Origin of the sequence: Nocardioides sp. Root240 (assembly GCF_001428825.1) — a bacterium.
Lineage (GTDB): Bacteria > Actinomycetota > Actinomycetes > Propionibacteriales > Nocardioidaceae > Nocardioides.
Genome location: NZ_LMIT01000011.1, coordinates 58,970 through 77,972, shown reverse-complemented (window position 1 = coordinate 77,972; position 19,003 = coordinate 58,970). Strand labels below are relative to the sequence as shown.

General features: G+C 72.1%; 15 protein-coding genes. 12 read left to right on the top strand and 3 right to left on the bottom strand.

The window, feature by feature from the left end:
- Window positions 1-341 precede the first annotated feature (341 nt).
- Window positions 342-2,030: a sigma-70 family RNA polymerase sigma factor gene (locus ASE20_RS14405; protein ID WP_056895269.1), complete on the bottom strand. Its 1,689-nt coding sequence runs from the start codon at window positions 2,028-2,030 to the stop codon at window positions 342-344.
- A gap of 100 nt (window positions 2,031-2,130) precedes the next feature.
- On the opposite strand from ASE20_RS14405, the gene ASE20_RS14400 reads away from it, so the two are divergent.
- Together ASE20_RS14400 and ASE20_RS14395 are read left to right on the top strand one after the other, a co-directional pair.
- Window positions 2,131-2,586: a nuclear transport factor 2 family protein gene (locus ASE20_RS14400; protein ID WP_056895268.1), complete on the top strand. Its 456-nt coding sequence runs from the start codon at window positions 2,131-2,133 to the stop codon at window positions 2,584-2,586.
- Window positions 2,587-2,827: 241 nt separating this feature from the next.
- The gene (locus ASE20_RS14395) at window positions 2,828-8,299 is read left to right on the top strand and encodes a carboxyl transferase domain-containing protein (RefSeq protein WP_056895267.1); all 5,472 of its coding nucleotides are present in this window, start codon (window positions 2,828-2,830) and stop codon (window positions 8,297-8,299) included.
- A 33-nt stretch (window positions 8,300-8,332) separates the two neighbouring features.
- Here the strand turns inward: ASE20_RS14395 and ASE20_RS14390 are convergent, their stop codons facing one another.
- On the bottom strand, window positions 8,333-9,589 hold the full coding sequence (locus ASE20_RS14390) for a hypothetical protein (RefSeq protein WP_056895266.1): 1,257 nt from the start codon (window positions 9,587-9,589) through the stop codon (window positions 8,333-8,335).
- Complete coding sequence (locus ASE20_RS14385; protein ID WP_056895265.1) at window positions 9,586-10,434, bottom strand: LLM class F420-dependent oxidoreductase; 849 nt, start codon at window positions 10,432-10,434, stop codon at window positions 9,586-9,588. Before ASE20_RS14385 ends, ASE20_RS14390 begins: the two co-directional genes overlap by 4 nt.
- A 69-nt stretch (window positions 10,435-10,503) precedes the next feature.
- Between ASE20_RS14385 and ASE20_RS14380 the strand changes: the two genes are divergently transcribed.
- The 10 genes from ASE20_RS14380 (at window position 10,504) to ASE20_RS14335 (ending at window position 18,983) form a co-directional block, all read left to right on the top strand.
- Window positions 10,504-11,079: a TetR/AcrR family transcriptional regulator gene (locus ASE20_RS14380; RefSeq protein ID WP_056895264.1), complete on the top strand. Its 576-nt coding sequence runs from the start codon at window positions 10,504-10,506 to the stop codon at window positions 11,077-11,079.
- Window positions 11,079-12,311, top strand: a complete 1,233-nt coding sequence (locus ASE20_RS14375) for a cytochrome P450 (protein ID WP_056895263.1) — start codon at window positions 11,079-11,081, stop codon at window positions 12,309-12,311. The genes ASE20_RS14380 and ASE20_RS14375 overlap by 1 nt, the downstream gene beginning before the upstream one ends.
- Window positions 12,311-13,087, top strand: coding sequence for an SDR family oxidoreductase (locus ASE20_RS14370; RefSeq protein ID WP_056895262.1), 777 nt, complete (start codon window positions 12,311-12,313; stop codon window positions 13,085-13,087). The genes ASE20_RS14375 and ASE20_RS14370 overlap by 1 nt, the downstream gene beginning before the upstream one ends.
- Window positions 13,084-14,493: a cytochrome P450 gene (locus ASE20_RS14365; RefSeq protein WP_082612436.1), complete on the top strand. Its 1,410-nt coding sequence runs from the start codon at window positions 13,084-13,086 to the stop codon at window positions 14,491-14,493. The genes ASE20_RS14370 and ASE20_RS14365 overlap by 4 nt, the downstream gene beginning before the upstream one ends.
- On the top strand, window positions 14,490-14,687 hold the full coding sequence (locus ASE20_RS14360) for a ferredoxin (protein ID WP_056895261.1): 198 nt from the start codon (window positions 14,490-14,492) through the stop codon (window positions 14,685-14,687). Before ASE20_RS14365 ends, ASE20_RS14360 begins: the two co-directional genes overlap by 4 nt.
- 1 nt (window position 14,688) lies before the next feature.
- Window positions 14,689-15,330: a hypothetical protein gene (locus tag ASE20_RS14355; RefSeq protein WP_056895260.1), complete on the top strand. Its 642-nt coding sequence runs from the start codon at window positions 14,689-14,691 to the stop codon at window positions 15,328-15,330.
- Window positions 15,327-16,787: an aldehyde dehydrogenase gene (locus tag ASE20_RS14350; protein ID WP_056895259.1), complete on the top strand. Its 1,461-nt coding sequence runs from the start codon at window positions 15,327-15,329 to the stop codon at window positions 16,785-16,787. The genes ASE20_RS14355 and ASE20_RS14350 overlap by 4 nt, the downstream gene beginning before the upstream one ends.
- 123 nt (window positions 16,788-16,910) lie before the next feature.
- Complete coding sequence (locus ASE20_RS14345) at window positions 16,911-17,660, top strand: SDR family oxidoreductase (protein ID WP_056895258.1); 750 nt, start codon at window positions 16,911-16,913, stop codon at window positions 17,658-17,660.
- Window positions 17,661-17,745: 85 nt separating this feature from the next.
- Window positions 17,746-18,555: an NAD(P)-dependent oxidoreductase gene (locus tag ASE20_RS14340; RefSeq protein WP_056895257.1), complete on the top strand. Its 810-nt coding sequence runs from the start codon at window positions 17,746-17,748 to the stop codon at window positions 18,553-18,555.
- Window positions 18,555-18,983: a carboxymuconolactone decarboxylase family protein gene (locus tag ASE20_RS14335; RefSeq protein ID WP_056895256.1), complete on the top strand. Its 429-nt coding sequence runs from the start codon at window positions 18,555-18,557 to the stop codon at window positions 18,981-18,983. Before ASE20_RS14340 ends, ASE20_RS14335 begins: the two co-directional genes overlap by 1 nt.
- Window positions 18,984-19,003 lie beyond the last annotated feature (20 nt).

Here is a 19,003-nt window from a genome sequence, read left to right as displayed (position 1 = left end):
CCTCCGACATCCGGAAACGAGCAGGACCTGCCTGTGGACAGGCGAAAGTTCAGCTCTCTGCACCATCCGCAGGGGTCTCGTGACGGTCGCTGCGCGACCTCCTCGACCAACGAAGAACCCCGCCCGGGCCGCACCCGATCGCCGGACCCAGCCCCGCTCCCAGCTCCCTCGTCGCTGCCGCTTGAGAGCCCGACCACCGACCGACCAAAGCCCTCGGGCAAGTCCCGGCACCACGGCCAGAGGTTTCGAGGCTCGTCGCTGGCGCTCCTCACACCTCAACCACCGGCGACGGCTCGTCGCTGGCGCTCCTCGTACCTCGACCACCGGGGGAGCCGGGCGGTCTATCCCGGGCAGGGATCGAACGTGAACGTCCTGCTCCGGCTCGCCGTCAGGCCGGTCCGGTCGGTCGCCGTGAAGGTGACCTTGACCTGGCCCCCGACGGTCACGGGGATGGTCACCCGCCACCGACCGCCGGACGGGGACGCGGAGGCCTGACCGGACACCGCGCCGGACCAGGTCGCCCGTACGGACCGCACGCCGGACCCGTCGGTGACGACCGCGGACACGGGCACGGAGCAGCTGGTGGCACCGGCCGACAGCGGACCGACGACGGGCGGCCGCGCGACGGTGAGCTCGACGGTCACCAGCTCGGTGCCGCCGGCCCAGCGCACGGCCACCTGGCCGCGGTGCGCGCCCTCGGCGAGGCCGGAGCGGTCGGCGGAGATCCGCAGCGTGGACGCGGCACCGGGGGCGAGCGTTCCGCTCCCGACGGACGCCGAGAGCCAGCCCGAGCGCGCGGAGGCGGTGACGTCGACAGCGGTGCCGCCGACGTTGGTGAGGCGGACGGTGCCGGAGGTGGCCCGCGTGCCGAGCCGGAGGGTCCGGGTCGAGAGCTCCAGGTCGCCGGGGGTGGCGAGGGCGGCGTCCGTGGTGGGCGCGGTCGTGGGGGACGCCGGTGCGGAGGTCGGTGGGGCCACGGACGAGGGCGCCGTGACGGCGGGCACGTCCGGCACGGGAGCGGACGAGGACGCCGACGACTCCGAGGTGGGCGCGTCGACAGCGATCGCGTCGTCGTCGCCCTCCGGCCACAGCAGTGCGACCAGCCCGACACCCATCAGGAGCAGCAGCACCGCCGCCGAGGCGATCAGCGCCCGCCGCCGGTCCGACGAGCCACCGCCGGGACCGGCCGGGCCAGGCGCAGCCGGTACGACGGGCGCGTCGACGTAGTAGGCGACCAGCCGCTCGTCCTCGAGCACCCGGTCCCGCAGCGCGGCGGGTGCGGCGAAGGCGGGGACCGCGCCGAGCAGGGCCAGCGGGCTGAGCATCAGCTTGCGGCGGGTCTCGCAGGTCGCGCACCCGTCGACGTGGCGGGCCACCCGCTTGCGGATCAGCGGGGAGAAGGTGCCGTCCCAGTCCTTGAGGACCACGGCGAGCTCGTCGCACTCGGAGCTGCCGCGGCGGGCGATCAGCAGCGCGCCGAGGGAGCGCTCGACCTGGTCCCGGGCGCGGGAGAGCATCACGTACGCGTTCGAGGGCGTCACGTCCATGGCGGCGGCGAGCTCGGCGCCCTCGAGACCCTGGCGCAGGTGCAGGTCGATGAGCGCGCGGTCGCGGTCGTTCAGGCCCTCGACAGCCGCCCAGACCAGCTCGCGCAGCTCGTCCTCGACCGCCTCGTCGGCGACCTGGTCCTCCGGTCCTCGTCCCTGGTCAGGCATGGCTTCCAGCCATTCGTCGTCGTGGGCCTCGCGACCCCGGCCGCGCAGCGTGCGCAGGCACTCGTTGCGGACGACGGAGTACAGCCACGGCCGGAGCCGGGAGGGATCGCGCAGCTGACCGACCTTCTCGGCCATCAGCACGAACGCGTCCGCGACGCAGTCCTGCGCCTCGACCGGGTTGCGGAGCATCGAGAAGGCGAAGTCGTGCAGGCGGTCGGCGTACTTCTCGTAGACCCCCGCGAACGCCTGCCGGTCGCCGGCGAGCACGCCCGCAACCAGGGACGCGTCGTCGGGCAACGCGTCCGAGGCGGTCATGGCGAGATCGTAGGGACACAGGGGTACGAGCGCACAGCACTTCGGACCTTTCACTTTTCTGCCCCTTCCCCAGAAATGGAACAGGTTCTAGTGTTCGGCCATGAACAGCACCCGCACCCCCGCCGAGGCGGTGCTCGGCCTCTGGCGCACCCTGTCGGCCCGTGACTGGGACGGACTCGCCGACTGGGTCACCGACGACTGCATCTACGTCGACATGCCGGTCGGCCCCACGCTCGCCGCCCGCGGGCCCGTCGACATCGTCAAGCGGCTCCAGGTCGGACTGCGCGACCTGGCGGCGTACGAGAACCACGACGGACTGCTCGTCGCCGACGGCGACGTGGTGATGTACGAGCACTCCGAGACCTGGACCTTCGCCTCCGGCGAGGTCGTCGAGCTGCCCTTCGCCACCGTGCACCGGGTGCGCGACGGGCGGGTCTGCCTCTGGAAGGACTACTGGGACTTCGGTGCGGTCGCGAACAGCGCGCCGCCGGACTGGATGGAGCAGCTCCAGTCCGCCGACATCTCCTGGGTGTACGACGCCACGGGTGAGATCTGAGCCCTCACGAAGTGTGGGTGATGGCACCACGAAGCGGGACTGATGGTCGTACGGCCGACCGTCTGGCCCACCTCGAGGTGCCATCGTGCCGACTTCGTGGTGCCATCTTCCCGAGTTCGTGGTGCCGCGGGGGCCACTTCGTGGCGGCCTCTGGATGGTGCCAACAACGAATGGCCCGTAGTCCTGTGGGATCTGTTGTGTCGGCGGACCGCCGCCGGCTGGCATCGTCGAGAACGTGCCAGTGGTCTCTCGAATTGCCATCGTCAACCGCGGTGAAGCCGCCGTCCGGCTGATCCACGCCGTTCGCGACCTCAACGCGCGCCCGGTCGCCGGCGTCGAGCCGATCCGGACCATCGCGCTGCACACCGACGTCGACGCGGGCTCGGCATTCGTGCGGGAGGCCGACGAGTCCTACCTGCTCGGTGCCGCCGCCGACCGTCCCTACCTCGACCTCGCCGTGCTCGAGCGGGCCCTCGTCGAGTCCGGCGCCGACGCGGCGTGGGTCGGCTGGGGCTTCGTCGCCGAGGACCCCGCGTTCGCGGAGCTGTGCGCCCGCCTGGGCGTGACCTTCATCGGTCCGAGCGCCGAGGCGATGCGCAAGCTCGGCGACAAGATCGGGTCGAAGCTGATCGCCGAGGAGGTCGGCGTCCCCGTCGCGCCGTGGAGCCGCGGTGGCGTGCACACGCTCGAGGAGGCGCTCGCGAGCGCCGACGAGGTCGGCTACCCGCTGATGCTCAAGGCCACCGCCGGCGGTGGCGGTCGCGGCATCCGCAAGGTCACCTCGCCCGCCGAGCTGACCGACGCCTACCAGCGCACCCGCGACGAGGCCGAGCGCGCCTTCGGCAGTGGCATCGTCTTCCTGGAGAAGCTCGTCACCGACGCCCGCCACGTCGAGGTCCAGGTCATCGCCGACGGGCAGGGCACCGCCTGGGCGATCGGCGTCCGCGACTGCTCCGTGCAGCGCCGCAACCAGAAGGTCATCGAGGAGTCGGCATCGCCGCTGCTCGAGGACGCGCAGACGCAGGACCTCAAGGCCTCGGCCGAGCGCCTCGCCAACGCGGTCGGGTACGCCGGCGCGGGCACCGTCGAGTTCCTCTACCACCCCGGCGAGCGCACCTTCGCGTTCCTCGAGGTCAACACCCGGCTCCAGGTGGAGCACCCGATCACCGAGGAGGTGACCGGCACCGACCTGGTCGCCCTCCAGATCCAGGTCGCGCGCGGCATCCCGCTCGCCGGCGACCGGCCGTCCGAGCGCGGCCACGCGGTCGAGGCCCGGCTCAACGCCGAGGACCCGGACCGCGACTTCGCGCCGGCGCCGGGCCGGATCAGCCGCCTCGAGCTGCCGTCGGGCCCGGGCATCCGGGTCGACACCGGTGTCACCGAGGGCGACACCATCCCCGCCGACTTCGACTCGATGATCGCCAAGGTCATCGCGTGGGGCGCCGACCGCGAGCAGGCGCTGGCCCGCCTGCGCCGCGCGATGGGCGAGACCACCGTCGTCATCGACGGCGGCGCCACCAACAAGAGCTTCATCCTCGACCTGCTCGACCAGCCCGAGGTCCTCTCCGGCGACCCGGTGTGGGCCGACACCGGCTGGATCGACCGGGTCCGCGGCGAGGGCCGGCTGCAGGCCGCCCGCCACTCCGGCGTCGCGCTGGTCGCGGCCGCGATCGAGGCGTACCTCGAGGAGGAGCGGGCCGAGATCGCGCGCTTCCTCCAGACGGCCCAGGGCGGTCGCCCGCAGGCCCAGCACGACCCGTCGCGCTCGATCGAGCTCAAGCTGCGCGGTGCGGCGTACGCGCTGACCGTGCGCCAGACCGGCCCGGCGCAGTACGACGTCACCATCGGCGCCGCCGGAGCGGCGGAGGAGCGCACCGTCACCGCGGTCCTGGACCGCCTCGACGACGTGCACGGCCGGCTCACGGTCGACGGCCACCGCTATCGCCTGGTGACCTCCACCCATGGCACCGTCATGCTCGTCGAGGTCGACGACGTGATGCACCGGGTCAGCCGCGACGAGGGCGGCATGGTCCGCTCGCCCGCCCCGGCCCTGGTCGTCGCGACCCCGGTCGCCGTCGGCGACGAGGTCACCGCGGGCAGCCCGGTCCTCGTCCTCGAGTCGATGAAGATGGAGACCGTCCTCCACGCGCCGTTCACCGGCCGCATCAAGGAGCTCGTGGTCCGCGTCGGCAGCCAGGTCGAGACCGGCGCCCCGCTCGTGCGCCTCGACCCGACCGGCGACGGCGACGAGGTGGCCGGCACGGCGTCGTACGACGACCTCGACCTGCCCGAGCCGATGGCCGCTGCCGCCGCCGACTGCGTCGGCAGCCTCACCGGCCAGCTCCTCGGGTACGACGTCGCGCCCGACCAGCGCGGCACGGTCCTCGCCGACCACCTCGCCACCCGGACGGCTGCAGCCCGCGAGGCCGAGACGGCGCTGCTGTCGCTGTTCACCGACTTCGCCGAGCTCAGCCGCAACCGGCCGGCCGGCGACGAGCACACCGAGCTGCGCGTGCACAGCTCCCGCGAGCACTTCCACACCTACCTGCGCAGCCTCGACCCCGAGCGTGGCGCGCTGCCGGACCACTTCCGCGACAAGCTGCTGCGCGTCCTCGCGCACTACGGCGTCACCGACCTCGAGCGCACGCCCGAGCTCGAGCGCGCGGTGTTCCGGATCTTCCTCGCCCAGCAGCACCCGTCCGACGTCGACATCGCCGTCGGGATCCTGCAGCGCTGGCTCGGCGACCCGCCGCCGGCCGCCGAGGACGCCGCGGCCGCCCGGGCGCTGCTCGAGCGGATGGTGCGGGCCACCCAGCTGCGCTTCGCCGTCGTCGGGGACCTGGCCCGGTCGATCCGCTTCGGCTGGTTCGACCAGCCAGCTGTCGACGTCGAGCGCCGCGCGGTCCTCGAGGGCGTGCCGGCCGAGGTCGCGGCGCTCACCGACCCGGCCGCTGCCGACCGCGACGCGCGGATCGACGCGCTGACCGCGATCCCGGAGCCGCTCGTCGGCTTCCTCCGCGACCGCCTCGCCGACGGCCTGCCCGCCAGCGAGCCGTTGCTCGAGGTACTGGTCCGCCGCCACTACCTGGAGCACGACCTCCACGACCTCACCGTCGCCGACGTCGCCGGCCGCCCGGTCGTGCACGCGGAGTACGCCACCGGCGAGAAGGGCGCGACCCGCGTCGTCTCGACGATCGGCGACGTCACCGAGCTCGCCCCCGGCGGTGCGCTCGGAGCCGCGCTCGACGGCGCCATCGCCACCGACCACGACAACGTGGTCGAGGTCTACCTGCGCTGGCCGGACGCGCCCACCGACCCCGACGAGGCGTCGGCCGAGGTGGCCCGCCTGCTCGACGGCCAGCCGTTCGTCGCGCGGGCCCGCCGCGTCTCCGTGGCGGTGTGCCCCGCGGCGCCGCGGCCGATCGACTACTTCACCTTCCGCACCGACGGCGGGGAGAACGGCGGCGAGCTCGACGAGGACAAGCTGGTCCGCGGCATGCACCCGATGGTGGGCCGCCGCCTGAACCTCTCGCGCCTGCGGGAGTTCGACGTCACCCGGCTCGACGCCCCCGACGACGTGCTCCTCTACGAGTGCGTGGCGAGGACGAACCCGGCCGACCGCCGACTGGTGGCGGCCGCGCAGGTGCGCCAGCTCGCCGTCGTACGGGACGAGGAGGGGCGGGTCATCGCCCTGCCGCACGCCGAGCGGGCGGTCGAGAACTGCCTCGAGGCGATCCGCCGCGTGCGCACCGCCCGCGGCCGCGCCGGCACCAGCCTCGACGTCAACCACGTGTGGGTCACGGTGTGGCCGGTCATCGAGGCCGACCTCGACCAGCTCACCGCGCTGCAGGGCAAGATCACCCCGCTGACCGAGAGCGCCGGCATCGAGGAGGTGCTCGCCGAGGGGCGCGTCGCCGGTCCCGACGGCAAGCCGACCCCGCTCGCGATCCGGTTCCACGCCAAGCCCGGCGCGGGCGTCGTCGCCGACGTCATCACGCCCCCGGCCGAGCCGCTCAAGCCGATGGACGAGTACGCCGGCAAGGTGCTCCGCGCCCGTCGCCGCGGCCTGGTCTACCCCTACGAGCTGGAATCGGTGCTCGCCGGTGGCGGCTCGCTGCAGGAGTACGACTTCGACGAGCGCGGCGTGCTCGCGCCGGTCGACCGGCCGCGCGGCCAGAACACCGCCGCGCTGATCGTCGCCGTGGTGAACACCCCGACGCCGCTCTACCCCGAGGGCATCAAGCGGGTCGTGCTGTGCGGTGACCCGCTCAAGTCGCTCGGTGCTCTCTCGGAACCGGAGTGCGCGCGGGTGATCGCGGCCATCGACCTGGCCGAGGAGCTCGACGTACCGCTGGAGTGGTTCGCGGTCTCCGCCGGTGCCCGGATCTCGATGGAGAGCGGCACCGAGAACATGGACTGGGTGGCCGACGCGCTGCGCCGGATCGTGGAGTTCACGCAGGACGGCGGCGAGATCAACATCGTCGTCGCCGGCATCAATGTCGGTGCCCAGCCGTACTGGAACGCCGAGGCCACGATGCTGATGCACACCAAGGGCATCCTCGTCATGACCCCCGACAGCGCCATGGTGCTGACCGGCAAGCAGTCGCTGGACTTCTCCGGCGGCGTCTCGGCCGAGGACAACCACGGCATCGGCGGCTACGACCGCGTGATGGGACCGAACGGGCAGGCGCAGTACTGGGTGCGCGACCTGGCCGGCGCGTTCGACGTGCTGATGGCGCACTACGAGCACACCTACGTCGTGCCGGGCGAGCCCGGGCCGCGCCGCGCGCCCACGACCGACCCGGTCGAGCGCGACGTCACGTCGTACCCCCACCCGGGGGCGGACTTCGCCACCGTCGGGCAGATCTTCTCGGCCGAGCACAACCCGGACCGCAAGAAGCCGTTCGACATCCGCACCGTCATGCGCTCTGTCGCGGACGCCGACCACGAGCTGCTCGAGCGGTGGGCCGGCATGGCCGACGCCGACACCGCGGTCACCGTCGACACCCGCATCGGCGGCTACCCGGTCACCCTGATCGGCATCGAGTCCAAGCCGGTCCCGCGTGCGGGCTTCCCGCCCACCGACGGCCCCGACACCTACACCGCGGGCACCCTGTTCCCGCGGTCGTCGAAGAAGGTCGCCCGCGCGATCAACGCCGCCTCGGGCAACCGCCCGGTCGTCGTCCTCGCGAACCTGTCGGGCTTCGACGGCTCACCCGAGTCGATGCGCAACCTCCAGCTGGAGTACGGCGCCGAGATCGGCCGCTCCATCGTGAACTTCCGCGGCCCGATCGTGTTCTGCGTGGTCTCGCGCTACCACGGCGGTGCGTTCGTGGTCTTCTCCAAGCGCCTCAACCCGTCGATGACGGTGCTGGCGATCGAGGGCTCGTACGCCTCGGTCCTCGGCGGGGCCCCCGCCGCGGCGGTGGTCTTCGCCGCGGAGGTCGCCAAGCGCGCCGCCGCCGACCCGAAGGTCGCCGAGCTGCAGGAGCGCATCGACGGCGCCGCCGACGGCGAGCGCGGCCTGCTCCTCGTGGAGCTCGCCGAGCTGCGCCACCAGCTGCACGCCGACAAGATCGCGGAGATCGCCGCCGAGTTCGACGGCGTCCACAACATCCACCGCGCCGTCGAGGTCGGCTCGGTGGACGAGGTGATCGCGGCGAGCGACCTGCGGCCGAAGGTGATCGGGGCGATCGAGAAGGGCCTCTCCTGACCCTCCCGCCGGGACGGTCGCGCGCGGCGGCGCTCAGACGGGCGTGATCGGCAGTGACGTCCGGGGCTGGAAGGCGAAGGTCGCGCCGGTGCTGAACCGGGTCACCGCGACCTCGTCGGCCTCGGGAGCCGCGACGTCCGTGCGGACGACGACGGCCCGCCATCCCTCGCCCTCCGGACCCGCCAGGGGGGACACGACCACGTCGAGGTGCGGGTCGATGGTGCGGACGATCGCCTGGAGGGCGGCGGTCCAGTCGGGGCCGCAGAGCGAGATCCAGGCCTGGTCCTCGTCGGCCGGTCCGGGGCGGACGACCAGCTCGGCGCCGCCGAGGTCGGCGGCGACGTAGGCCGCCGGGTTGAGCAGCGGGTGCGCGGCCAGGAGGGCGAGCGCGGCGGCGACCGGGTCGTCCCACCGGTCCAGGCCGAGGCAGCGGCCGAGGCGGTCGGCGCCGATGCCGGCGACGCCGACGAGCTGCTTGCGGCGCAGCCGCTCCAGCTCCCCGTCGGTCTCGGTCCGCTCGGCGACGGCGAGGGCGAAGGCCCGGTCCAGCAGGTGCATCTGGAGGCAGACCTCGTCGGCGATGCGGACCAGGGCGGAGTGGGAGAAGGCGGCGAAGTCGACGTCCGACAGCAGCGGCCCGGCGTAGTCGGCCACGCCCTCGTCGGAGGCGTCGATCGGCGGCAGGGGCAGGGATGCCGCGCGGGAGCGCTCGTTGACCTCGAGCGCCGGCACCGGCGTCGGCTCCGGGTACGACTCGTCGATGACCACGGTCCACGCGCAGTGCGGGTGGCGGTCAGCAGGCGTGCGTGGCGGCCGGTGGATCGGGCGGACCTGGGCGTGCGGGTTGGTCGCGATCGCCGTGGCGTCGAAGGTCGGGTCCTCGATGTCGTGGCACATCCCGCGGACGTACTCCTCGCCCATCGGCTCCACGTCCATCAGCGCACCGCAGTGGTCGAGCCGGAACTCGCCGTGGCACGGGTCGTGCACGGTGTAGCGGAAGTCCATGAACTGCGGGGGAGCGCCGATGTCGAGCTGCAGTCCCTTGAAGATCGTCACCACGTCCCCCCGCCCCGGTACGTCGGGTGCGTAGCCCAGCGCGTCCTGCATCCGGCGGGTGTAGATCGGCGACGCCGCCGCCCACTCCTCGATGGCGATCTGGAGCATCTCCTCGCGACCGAACGCCGCGATGCACCACGCCATGCCGGAGCGGTCGATCAGCTGCCCCATGAGCAGCAGCTCGGGCACCAGGGCCGCGAGCTCCTCGCGGGAGAGGGCGGCGTACCGGCTCACGCCGAGAGCCCCAGGCGGGCCGCCATCTTGTCGAGGTAGGTGAGCACGGCGCTCTCGTCGGAGTCGGGGACTCCCCAGATCAGCTCGGACGCGCCCGCGCCCATCCAGTCGGCGAAGTCCTCCTCGGTGGGTCGCTTGGCGACGAGGATCCGCACGTCGGGTTGGCCCTCGCGGCCGGCGTCGGCCCAGACCTTGCGCAGAGTGTCGGCGTTCGCCGCCACGTCGGTGGTGGTCGGCGTGGTCATCCAGCCGTCGGCGTTGGCGGCGATCCAGTCGAAGGTCTTCGGGCCGGCGCCGGCCCCGATGATGACGGGGATCCGGCCCTGCGGGGGCTTCGGGTAGGCCCAGCTCGGGCCGAAGGAGACGAACTCGCCGTCGTACGCGGCCTCCTCCTGGGTCCACAGCGCGCGCATCGCCTCGAGGTACTCCCTGAGGACGGTACGACGCTTCGCCGCCGGCACGTGGTGGTCGGTGAGCTCGTCGGTGTTCCAGCCGAAGCCGGCGCCGATCGTCACGCGGCCACCGGACAGGTGGTCGAGCGTGGCCAGGGTCTTGGCCAGCGTGATCGGGTCGGACTCGACGGGGAGGCACACGGCTGTGGACAGCCCGATCCTCGTCGTGACGGCGGCGCAGGTGGCGAGCGAGACCCACGGGTCGAGGGTGCGCAGGTAGCGGTCGTCCGGCAGCTCCTCACCACCCGTGGGGTGCAGCGCGTCGCGGCGCACCGGGATGTGGGTGTGCTCGGGCACGTAGATGGTGTCGAAGCCGCGTTCCTCGGCCGCCACGGCGAGGCGGGCCGGCGTGATGCCGCGGTCGGAGGTGAAGAGGACGATCCCGTTGCGCATGCCGTCCAAACTAGAACGAGTTCTAGGAAATGTCTTGCGTCATCCGGGAACGTCTCCTATGTTGGACACATGTCCAGTCAGGTGTTCGAAGCGCCGCGCCAGGGTCTCAACCCCCGGCAGGCCGAGACCGTGGAGAAGCTGCTCGTCGCCGGGCTCGAGGAGCTTCGGGCCGTCGGCCACGAGGCGCTGACCGTGCGCACCGTGGCCCAGCGCGCGGGGGTCTCGCCGGCGACGGCGTACACCTACCTCGCCTCGAAGAACCACCTCTTCGCCGAGCTGTTCTGGCGCCACCTCACCGCGGGCGGCCCGGCCCGCGCCTCCGGTACGACGGCGCTCGAGCGGCTGCAGGCCACGATGCGCGCGCTGACCGCCCGCATCGTCGAGGAGCCCGAGCTGGCCGCCGCCGTGACGCCCGCGCTGCTGGGCACCGACCCCGACGTGGCCCGGCTGCGGCTGCGGATCGGCGCCGAGTTCCTCGCCCGGTTCGAGGCCGCCCTGGGCGACAAGGCGGACCCCGCCGTGCTGGAGGTGCTGGTGCTGACCTTCTCCGGCGCGCTGCTCCAGGCCGGGATGGGGCTGATGACCTACGACGAGATCGCCGAGCGCCTCGTCTCCGCCGCCGACGTCATCCTGCGAGGCAACTGATGGCCACCAGCACCGCCAGCGAGCTGGTCTTCGACCCCTACGACTACGCCTTCCAGGACGACCCGTACCCGACGTACCAGCGCCTGCGGGACGAGGCGCCGGTCTTCCACGCGGCCGCCGACGACATCTGGGTGATCTCGCGTCACCAGGACGTCTTCGACGTGCTGCGCAACGACACGGTGTTCTCCAACCGGATGGGCGTCTCGCTCGACGCGTCCGCGTGGAACCCCGAAGCGCACCGGGTGATGAGCTTCCTCGGCCTCGACGGCGCCGAGCAGTCGCGGATCCGCAAGCTGGTCTCCGCGGCCTTCACGCCGCGCCGGGTCCGCGAGCTGACGCCGGAGGTGCAGGCGCTGACCGAGCGCTACCTCGAGCGCACCTTCGCCGCCCACGCCGAGCGCGGCGAGGCCGACTGGATCGACGACTTCGCCGGCAAGCTCCCGATGGACGTCATCTCCGAGATGATGGGCGTGCCGGTGGCCGACCGCGACGAGGTACGACGCCTCGCCGACCTGGTCGTGCACCGTGAGGACGGCGTCCGCGACGTACCGCAGGCCGGCATGGAGGCGTCCTTCGCGCTCTTCGGCTACTACGGCGAGATGGTGGCCCAGCGCCGCCGTACCCCGACCGACGACCTGACCTCGGCGCTGGTTGCCGCGGAGATGGACGGCGACCGGCTCACCGACGGCGAGATCATGGCCTTCCTGTTCCTCATGGTCGTCGCCGGCAACGAGACCACCACCAAGCTCCTCGGCAACGCGCTCTTCCACCTGTCGGCGAACCCCGCGCAGAAGGCGCAGGTGCTCGACGACGTCGCGCTGGTCCCGACGTGGATCGAGGAGACGCTGCGCCACGACACCTCCAGCCAGATGCTGGCCCGCTACGTCACCGAGGACGTCGAGGTCGGCGGCGTCCGCATCCCCGGCGGCTCCAAGGCGCTGGTGCTGCTGGGCAGCGCCAACCGCGACGACCGGGTCTTCACCGATCCGACGACGTTCGACATCACGCGCGAGAAGTCCGAGCTGTCCGAGATCCTCAGCTTCGGCACCGGCCGGCACTTCTGCCTGGGCGCCAACCTCGCCCGGCTCGAGGCGCGCGTCGTCCTCGAGGAGCTGGTACGCCGGGTCGCCGACTTCGAGGTGCACGCGGACCGTGCGGTCCGGGTGCACTCCACGAGCGTGCGCGGCTTCGCGTCCCTGCCGGTCACCTTCACGGAGCGGAGGGGCCTCTGATGCCGAAGCCCGTCCACCCCGACCGTCGTCCCGCCGTCGTCGCGGGCGCGTCCTCCGGGATCGGCGCCGAGACGGCCCGTGCGCTCGCGGCCGCGGGGTTCCCGGTCGCGCTCGGCGCCCGCCGGGTCGACAAGCTCGACGAGCTGGCCGCGGAGATCCGCGAGGCCGGCGGCGAGGCCTTCGTGCACGCCCTCGACGTCGCGTCGACCGAGTCGGTCGACAAGTTCGCCGCCGCGGTGAGCGCCGGTCTCGGCGAGGCCGAGGTCGTGGTCTGCAACGCCGGCCTGCTCGCACCGGGCGGCCTGCTCGACGCCACGACCGAGCAGCTGGCCGCCGAGTTCGACGTCAACGTGCTCGGCGCCCATCGCCTCGTGCGCGCCTTCGGCGCGGGGATGGTCGAGCGGCAGCGCGGCGACCTCGTGTTCGTCTCCTCCGACACCGCCCTGCGCGCCCGCCCGTTCATGCGCGGCTACAGCGCCACGAAGTCCGGCCTCGAGGGGCTGGTCGAGGCGCTGCAGATGGAGCTCGAGGGCACGGGCGTCCGCGCGTCGGTCGTACGTCCCGGTCCGACCTGGTCCGAGATGGGCTCGGACTGGGACGCCGACGCGGGCGCCAAGGTCCTGACCGAGTGGATCAAGTGGGGCCACGCCCGGCACTCCCACTTCCTCAAGGCCACCGCCATCGCGGACGCGATCGTGACCGTGGTCAGCGCGCCGCGCGGCGTGCACATCAGTCCTGTCGACGTGAACCCTGAAGCACCCCTGGAGCAGTCATGACACTCGACGCCATCCGCGAGGTCTCCACGGTCCTCGACGACCAGGACGCCATCGTCCCGGCGATCATCAAGGGCACCGGCCACCTGCCGGAGATGCGGGTCGACCCGATCGCGCTCTTCCACCGCGTCCGCGACGAGTGCGGCGACCTCGGCCGGTTCCGGCTCGCCGACAAGCAGGTCGTGCTGGTTACCGGCGCCGAGGCCAACGAGGCCTTCTTCCGGGCTCCGGAGAGCGTGCTCGACCAGGCGGCGGCGTACCCCTTCATGACGCCGATCTTCGGCAAGGGAGTGGTCTTCGACGCCTCGCCCGAGGAGCGCCAGCAGATGCTGAAGAACCAGGCGCTGCGCGGCGACATGATGCGCGGCCACGCGCAGACGATCGAGGCGGAGATCCGCCGGATGGTCGCGGGCTGGGGCGACGAGGGCGAGATCGACCTGCTCGACTTCTTCGCCGAGCTGACGATCTACACGACCTCCTCGTGCCTGATCGGCAAGCCCTTCCGCGACCAGCTCGACGGCTCGTTCGCCGAGATCTACCACCGGCTCGAGCACGGCACCGATGCGATCGCGTACGTCGACCCGTACGCCGACATCGAGAACTTCAAGATCCGTGACGAGGCCCGCGAGGAGCTGGTCGCGAAGGTCCAGTCGATCATCGCCGCGCGGGTCGCGCAGGGGGAGATCCCCAAGGAGGACCGGGACCTGCTCGACGTCCTCATCGCCGTCGGGTACGACGCCGAGATGGTCACCGGCATCTTCATCTCGATGATGTTCGCGGGCCACCACACCTCCTCTGGCACGGCGTCGTGGGCGATGATCGAGCTGCTCCGCAACCCCGCCGTGATGGGCGACGTCGTCGCCGAGCTCGACGCGCTCTACGCGGACGGCTCCGAGGTCTCCTTCCAGGCGCTGCGGTCGATCCCCGTGCTCGAGGCCGCGCTCAAGGAGACGCTGCGGCTGCACCCGCCACTGGTCATCCTGATGCGGTTGGTGCAGGAGGACTTCGACCTGATGGGCCACACGATCCCGGCCGGCACCGTGCTCGCGGCCTCGCCGCGCGTGTCCAACCGGATCGAGGAGGACTTCCCCAAGGCGGAGGAGTTCGACCCGGGCCGCTACGTCGACCCGCGCCAGGAGGACCTGCAGAACCGCTGGACCTGGATCCCGTTCGGCGCCGGCAAGCACCGCTGCGTCGGCAACGCCTTCGCGATGATGCAGATGAAGGCGATCTTCTCGGTCATCCTGCGGGACTTCTCCTTCGAGCCGGCCCAGGAGCTCGACACCTACCGCGACGACTTCACCAAGATGGTGATCCAGCTCGCCCAGCCCGCCCGGGTGAAGTACCGCCGCCGGTTCCGGGTTTCGAGGCTCGCTGGCGCTCGCACCTCAACCACCGAGTTGTCATGAGAGTCGTCGCCGACACCGGCATCTGCCAGGGCCACCAGCTGTGCCAGGGCGAGGCCCCGACCGTCTTCGGCTTCGACGAGGACGCCGACGTCGTCGTGCTGCTCGACGAGCACCCCGACGAGGCGCTGCGCGCCGACGTCACCACCGCCGTGAAGTACTGCCCTGCTTTCGCCCTTTCGATCGAAGAGGACTGACATGAGTGACCCGACCGCCCAGCTGACCCGGGCCGAGATCGAGGAGTTCTGGGCCACCTGGCTGCAGATCAACCGCGACGTCGAGGCCACGGGCGACTGGCGCCCGATGGCCGAGTGGTACGCCGAGGACGCGACGTACGGCTGGATGTACGCGCCCGACGAGCACTTCATGGCGGTCGGCCGCGACCAGATCCGCGACTGGGCGATCGGCATCGAGATGGACGGCCTCGACGGTTGGCACTACGACTACGTCTGCACCGTGATCGACGAGCAGAAGGCGATGGTCGTCGGCTTCTGGAAGCAGCGCTCGGGGATCCTCGACGACGACGGCAAGGAGTTCGAGATCCTCGGGCTCGGCGGCTCGTGGTTCGGCCTCAAGCGGGTGACCGAGGGCGCCGACGCCGGGCTGGTGAAGATCGACTGGCAGCGTGACTGGTTCGACATGCCGTCGACCGCGCACACCTTCCTCGAGATCATCAAGGCCGACAAGGCGCCCGACACCCTCCTCAAGCGGATGTCGGTCTCCGGCCACGGCGTCCCCGGCCACTACCGCCACGAGGACCTGCCCTCGACCGTGTGGCCGCCGCCGGTCGAGGCCGGCCAGTACGTCACCCAGGCCGCCGCTCCGGAGGCGGCGTCATGAGCGCGCTGCCCCCTCCCGCCCAGCAGCTGATCGACGGCAAGCTCGTCGCGGCGTCCTCCGGCGCGAGCTACCCGATCCTCAACCCGGCCGACGGGTCCGAGATCGGCGTCGCCCCCGACGGCACCGCCGCCGACGTGGACGCGGCGATCGCCGCCGCCCGCCGGGCCTTCGACGAGTCGTCGTGGTCGACGGACGTGGAGCTGCGGGTCCGCTGCCTGCGCCAGCTGCACGCCGCCCTGCTCGAGAACGCGGACGCCTTCCGTGCCCTGACCACCGCGGAGGTCGGCATGCCGGGCTTCATGATGGGCGCGGCCGGCTTCGACGTACCCGTGGACGGGTTGAAGTGGGTCACCGACCTGCTGGAGTCCTATGAGTTCGAGACGGACCTGGGGGTCGCCTCGCCGATGGGGATCCGCTCGCGTCGTACCGTGCGCCGGGAGCCGGTCGGCGTCGTCGCGGCGATCACCCCGTGGAACGTGCCCACCCAGATCAACCTCGCGAAGGTCGGCCCCGCGCTCGCCGCGGGCTGCACCGTCGTCCTCAAGCCCGCGCCGGACACCCCGTGGGTGGCGGCCGAGCTGGGCCGCCTCGTCGCCGAGCACACCGACATCCCGGCCGGCGTCTTCAACGTCGTCACGCCGCGGTCCAACGAGGTCGCGTCCGTGCTCTCGACCGACCCGCGTGTCGACATGGTGTCCTTCACCGGCTCGACCGGCGTCGGCCGCGCGATCATGGCGGCCGCCGCGCCCACGCTGAAGAAGGTCTTCCTCGAGCTCGGCGGCAAGTCCGCCGCGATCGCGCTCGACGACGCCGACGTCGCGGCCGTCGCCGGCGGTACGGCGTTCGCCGCGTGCATCCACGCCGGCCAGGGCTGCGCCATCACGACCCGCCTGATCGTCCCCCGCGACCGGTACGACGAGGCCGTCACCGTCGCCGCCCAGACGATGGAGTCGATCGGTGCCAAGGACCCGGCCGACCCCGGCGCGATCTGCGGCCCGGTGATCTCGGCCGTGCAGCGCGACCGCGTGGCGGCGTACTTCGACGTGGCGCTCGAGGAGGGCGGACGCTTCGCCACCGGTGGATCGATCATCGACCAGGACGGCTTCTGGGTGCAGCCCACCGTCGTCGCGGGGCTCGACAACTCCTCGCGCCTCGCGCAGGAGGAGATCTTCGGCCCGGTCCTCGTCGTCATCCCGCACGACGGCGACGACGACGCGGTCCGGATCGCCAACGACTCGGCGTACGGCCTCTCCGGCTCCGTCGACTCGGGATCCCTCGAGCGGGCTCGCGCCGTGGCGGCCCGGATCCGCACCGGGACGCTCGCCGTCAACGGTGGCGTGTGGTTCAGCCCCGACGCGCCGTTCGGCGGGTACAAGCAGTCCGGCATCGGCCGGGAGATGGGTGTCGCCGGGTTCGAGGAGTACCTGGAGACCAAGACGCTGGCGTTCCCGGCATGAGCTGATGCAGGGATCCCCGCCTAGGCGGGGATTCTCGCGGTTGATGACGGTTGCAACGGCCAACAAGCGCAGGAATACCCCGCTAGGCGGGGATTCCTGATCATCAGAGTGACAGGAGTGAACATGCGTTTCGAGAACAAGGTCGTCGTGGTGACCGGGGCGGCGCAGGGGATCGGCGAGGCGTACGCGCGAGCGCTGGCCAAGGAGGGAGCGGCCGTGGTCGTCGCGGACCTCAACGCCGAGGCGGGGGAGCAGGTCGCGAAGCAGATCGAGGCCGACGGCGGACGCGCGATCTTCGTGCCCTGCGACGTCTCCTCCGCGGAGTCCGCCGACGCGCTGGTCGAGCGGACCGTCGAGGAGCTCGGCGGGATCGACCACCTCGTCAACAACGCCGCCATCTACGGCAGCATGGAGTTCAACCTGCTGATCGCCGTGGACTGGGACTACTACCGGAAGTTCATGGCGGTGAACCTCGACGGCGCGCTCGTCATGACGCGCGCGGTGTACCCCGAGATCGCGAAGCGCGGCGGCGGTGCCATCGTCAACCAGTCGAGCACGGCGGCCTACCTCTACTCCGGCTTCTACGGCCTCGCCAAGGCCGGGATCAACAGCCTGACCCAGCAGCTCGCCCACGAGCTCGGCGGCCAGCGGATCCGGGTCAACGCCATCGCGCCGGGCCCGACGGACACCGAGGCCACCCGCACCCAGGCGGGTGACGCGGCGAAGGACATCGTCCGCAACAGCCTCGCCATCAAGCGGATGGGCTCGGTCGACGACATGGTCGGCGCACTGCTGTTCCTCCTCTCCGACGACGCGTCCTGGGTCACCGGCCAGATCCTCGCGGTCGACGGCGGCCAGACCTTCCGGCTATGAACACCCCACGACGTTCTTCACCTCCCCCGCTTCGCTCCTCCGGCGAACAACGCCGCGGGGACCCCGTTCGCCGCCAGGAGATGTGATGCGCAATGTGAAGGTCGGATTCGTCGGCCTTGGCAACATCGGCAGGCCGATGGCCCTGCGGCTCGCCGCGACCGAGGGCATCGACCTCCAGGTGTACGACGTCGCGCCGGACCCCGTCGCCGAGCTGGTCGCGGCGGGTGCCACCGCGGTGGGTACGGTCGCGGAGCTCGACGTGGACGTCGTGTGCGTCATGGTGCGCGACGACGCCCAGGTGCGGGCGGTCGCGGCCGACGTACCGAAGGACCGGGTGCTGGTCGTCCACTCGACCGTCGCGCCGGAGACCCCGGCCGAGCTGACCGCGGCGGGACACCGGGTGCTCGACGCCCCCGTGAGCGGCGGTCCCATGGGGGCGGCCGAGGGCAGCCTCGCGATCATGGTCGGCGGCGCCGCCGATGCCTTCGACGCGGCTCGCCCGGCCCTCGAGGCGATGGGCACCAAGGTCGTCCACGCCGGACCGGTCGGCGCCGGCACCCGGATGAAGCTGGCGCGCAACCTGATCCACTTCGTCGCGTTCACCGCGGTCACCGAGGCCCAGCGCCTCGCCGAGGCCGCGGGCCTCGACCTGGCCGCGCTCGGCGAGGTCGTGCGGCACACGGACGCCATCACGGGCGGTCCCGGCGCGATCATGTACCGCACCACGACGGCGCCCATCGCGCCCGACGACTTCTGGCACGGCGTGTTCTCGCACGTCGCCGCGCTGGGGGAGAAGGACCTCGGGTTCGCGATCGCCCTCGCGGACGAGCTCGGTGTCGACGTACCACTGGCGCGCGAGGCGCTGCCACGACTGGGGAAGGGGCTGGGGCTGTGATGAGCGACCAGAGCGACCAGGACGACCAGGGCGACAAGTTCGCCGACCTGCCGGAGGCGCGGGCCCGGGGCCTGCGCAAGATGGAGGAGGTCTACGGCTTCGACATGACCGACGGCACCGGTGACTTCTTCCGGTACACCGCCGAGCACCTCTTCGGCGACATCTGGCAGCGCCCGGGGCTGAGCACCCGCGACCGCCGGCTGTTCCTGATCGGCATGCTCGTCGGCCAGCGCGCCAACGACGTCCTCGGCATCCAGGTGCCCGCCGCCCTCGCCAACGGCGAGCTGGACGAGGAGGCGCTGCGCGAGCTGGTCATCCTCGCCTGCCACTACGACGGCTGGCCGAACGGCTCGCGGATGAACTCCGTCGTCGAGGACGCCATCGCCAAGGCGGAGCGCGCGAGGGCCAAGGCCCGGCCGACGGAGTGACGCCCACCACCGCCTTGTTA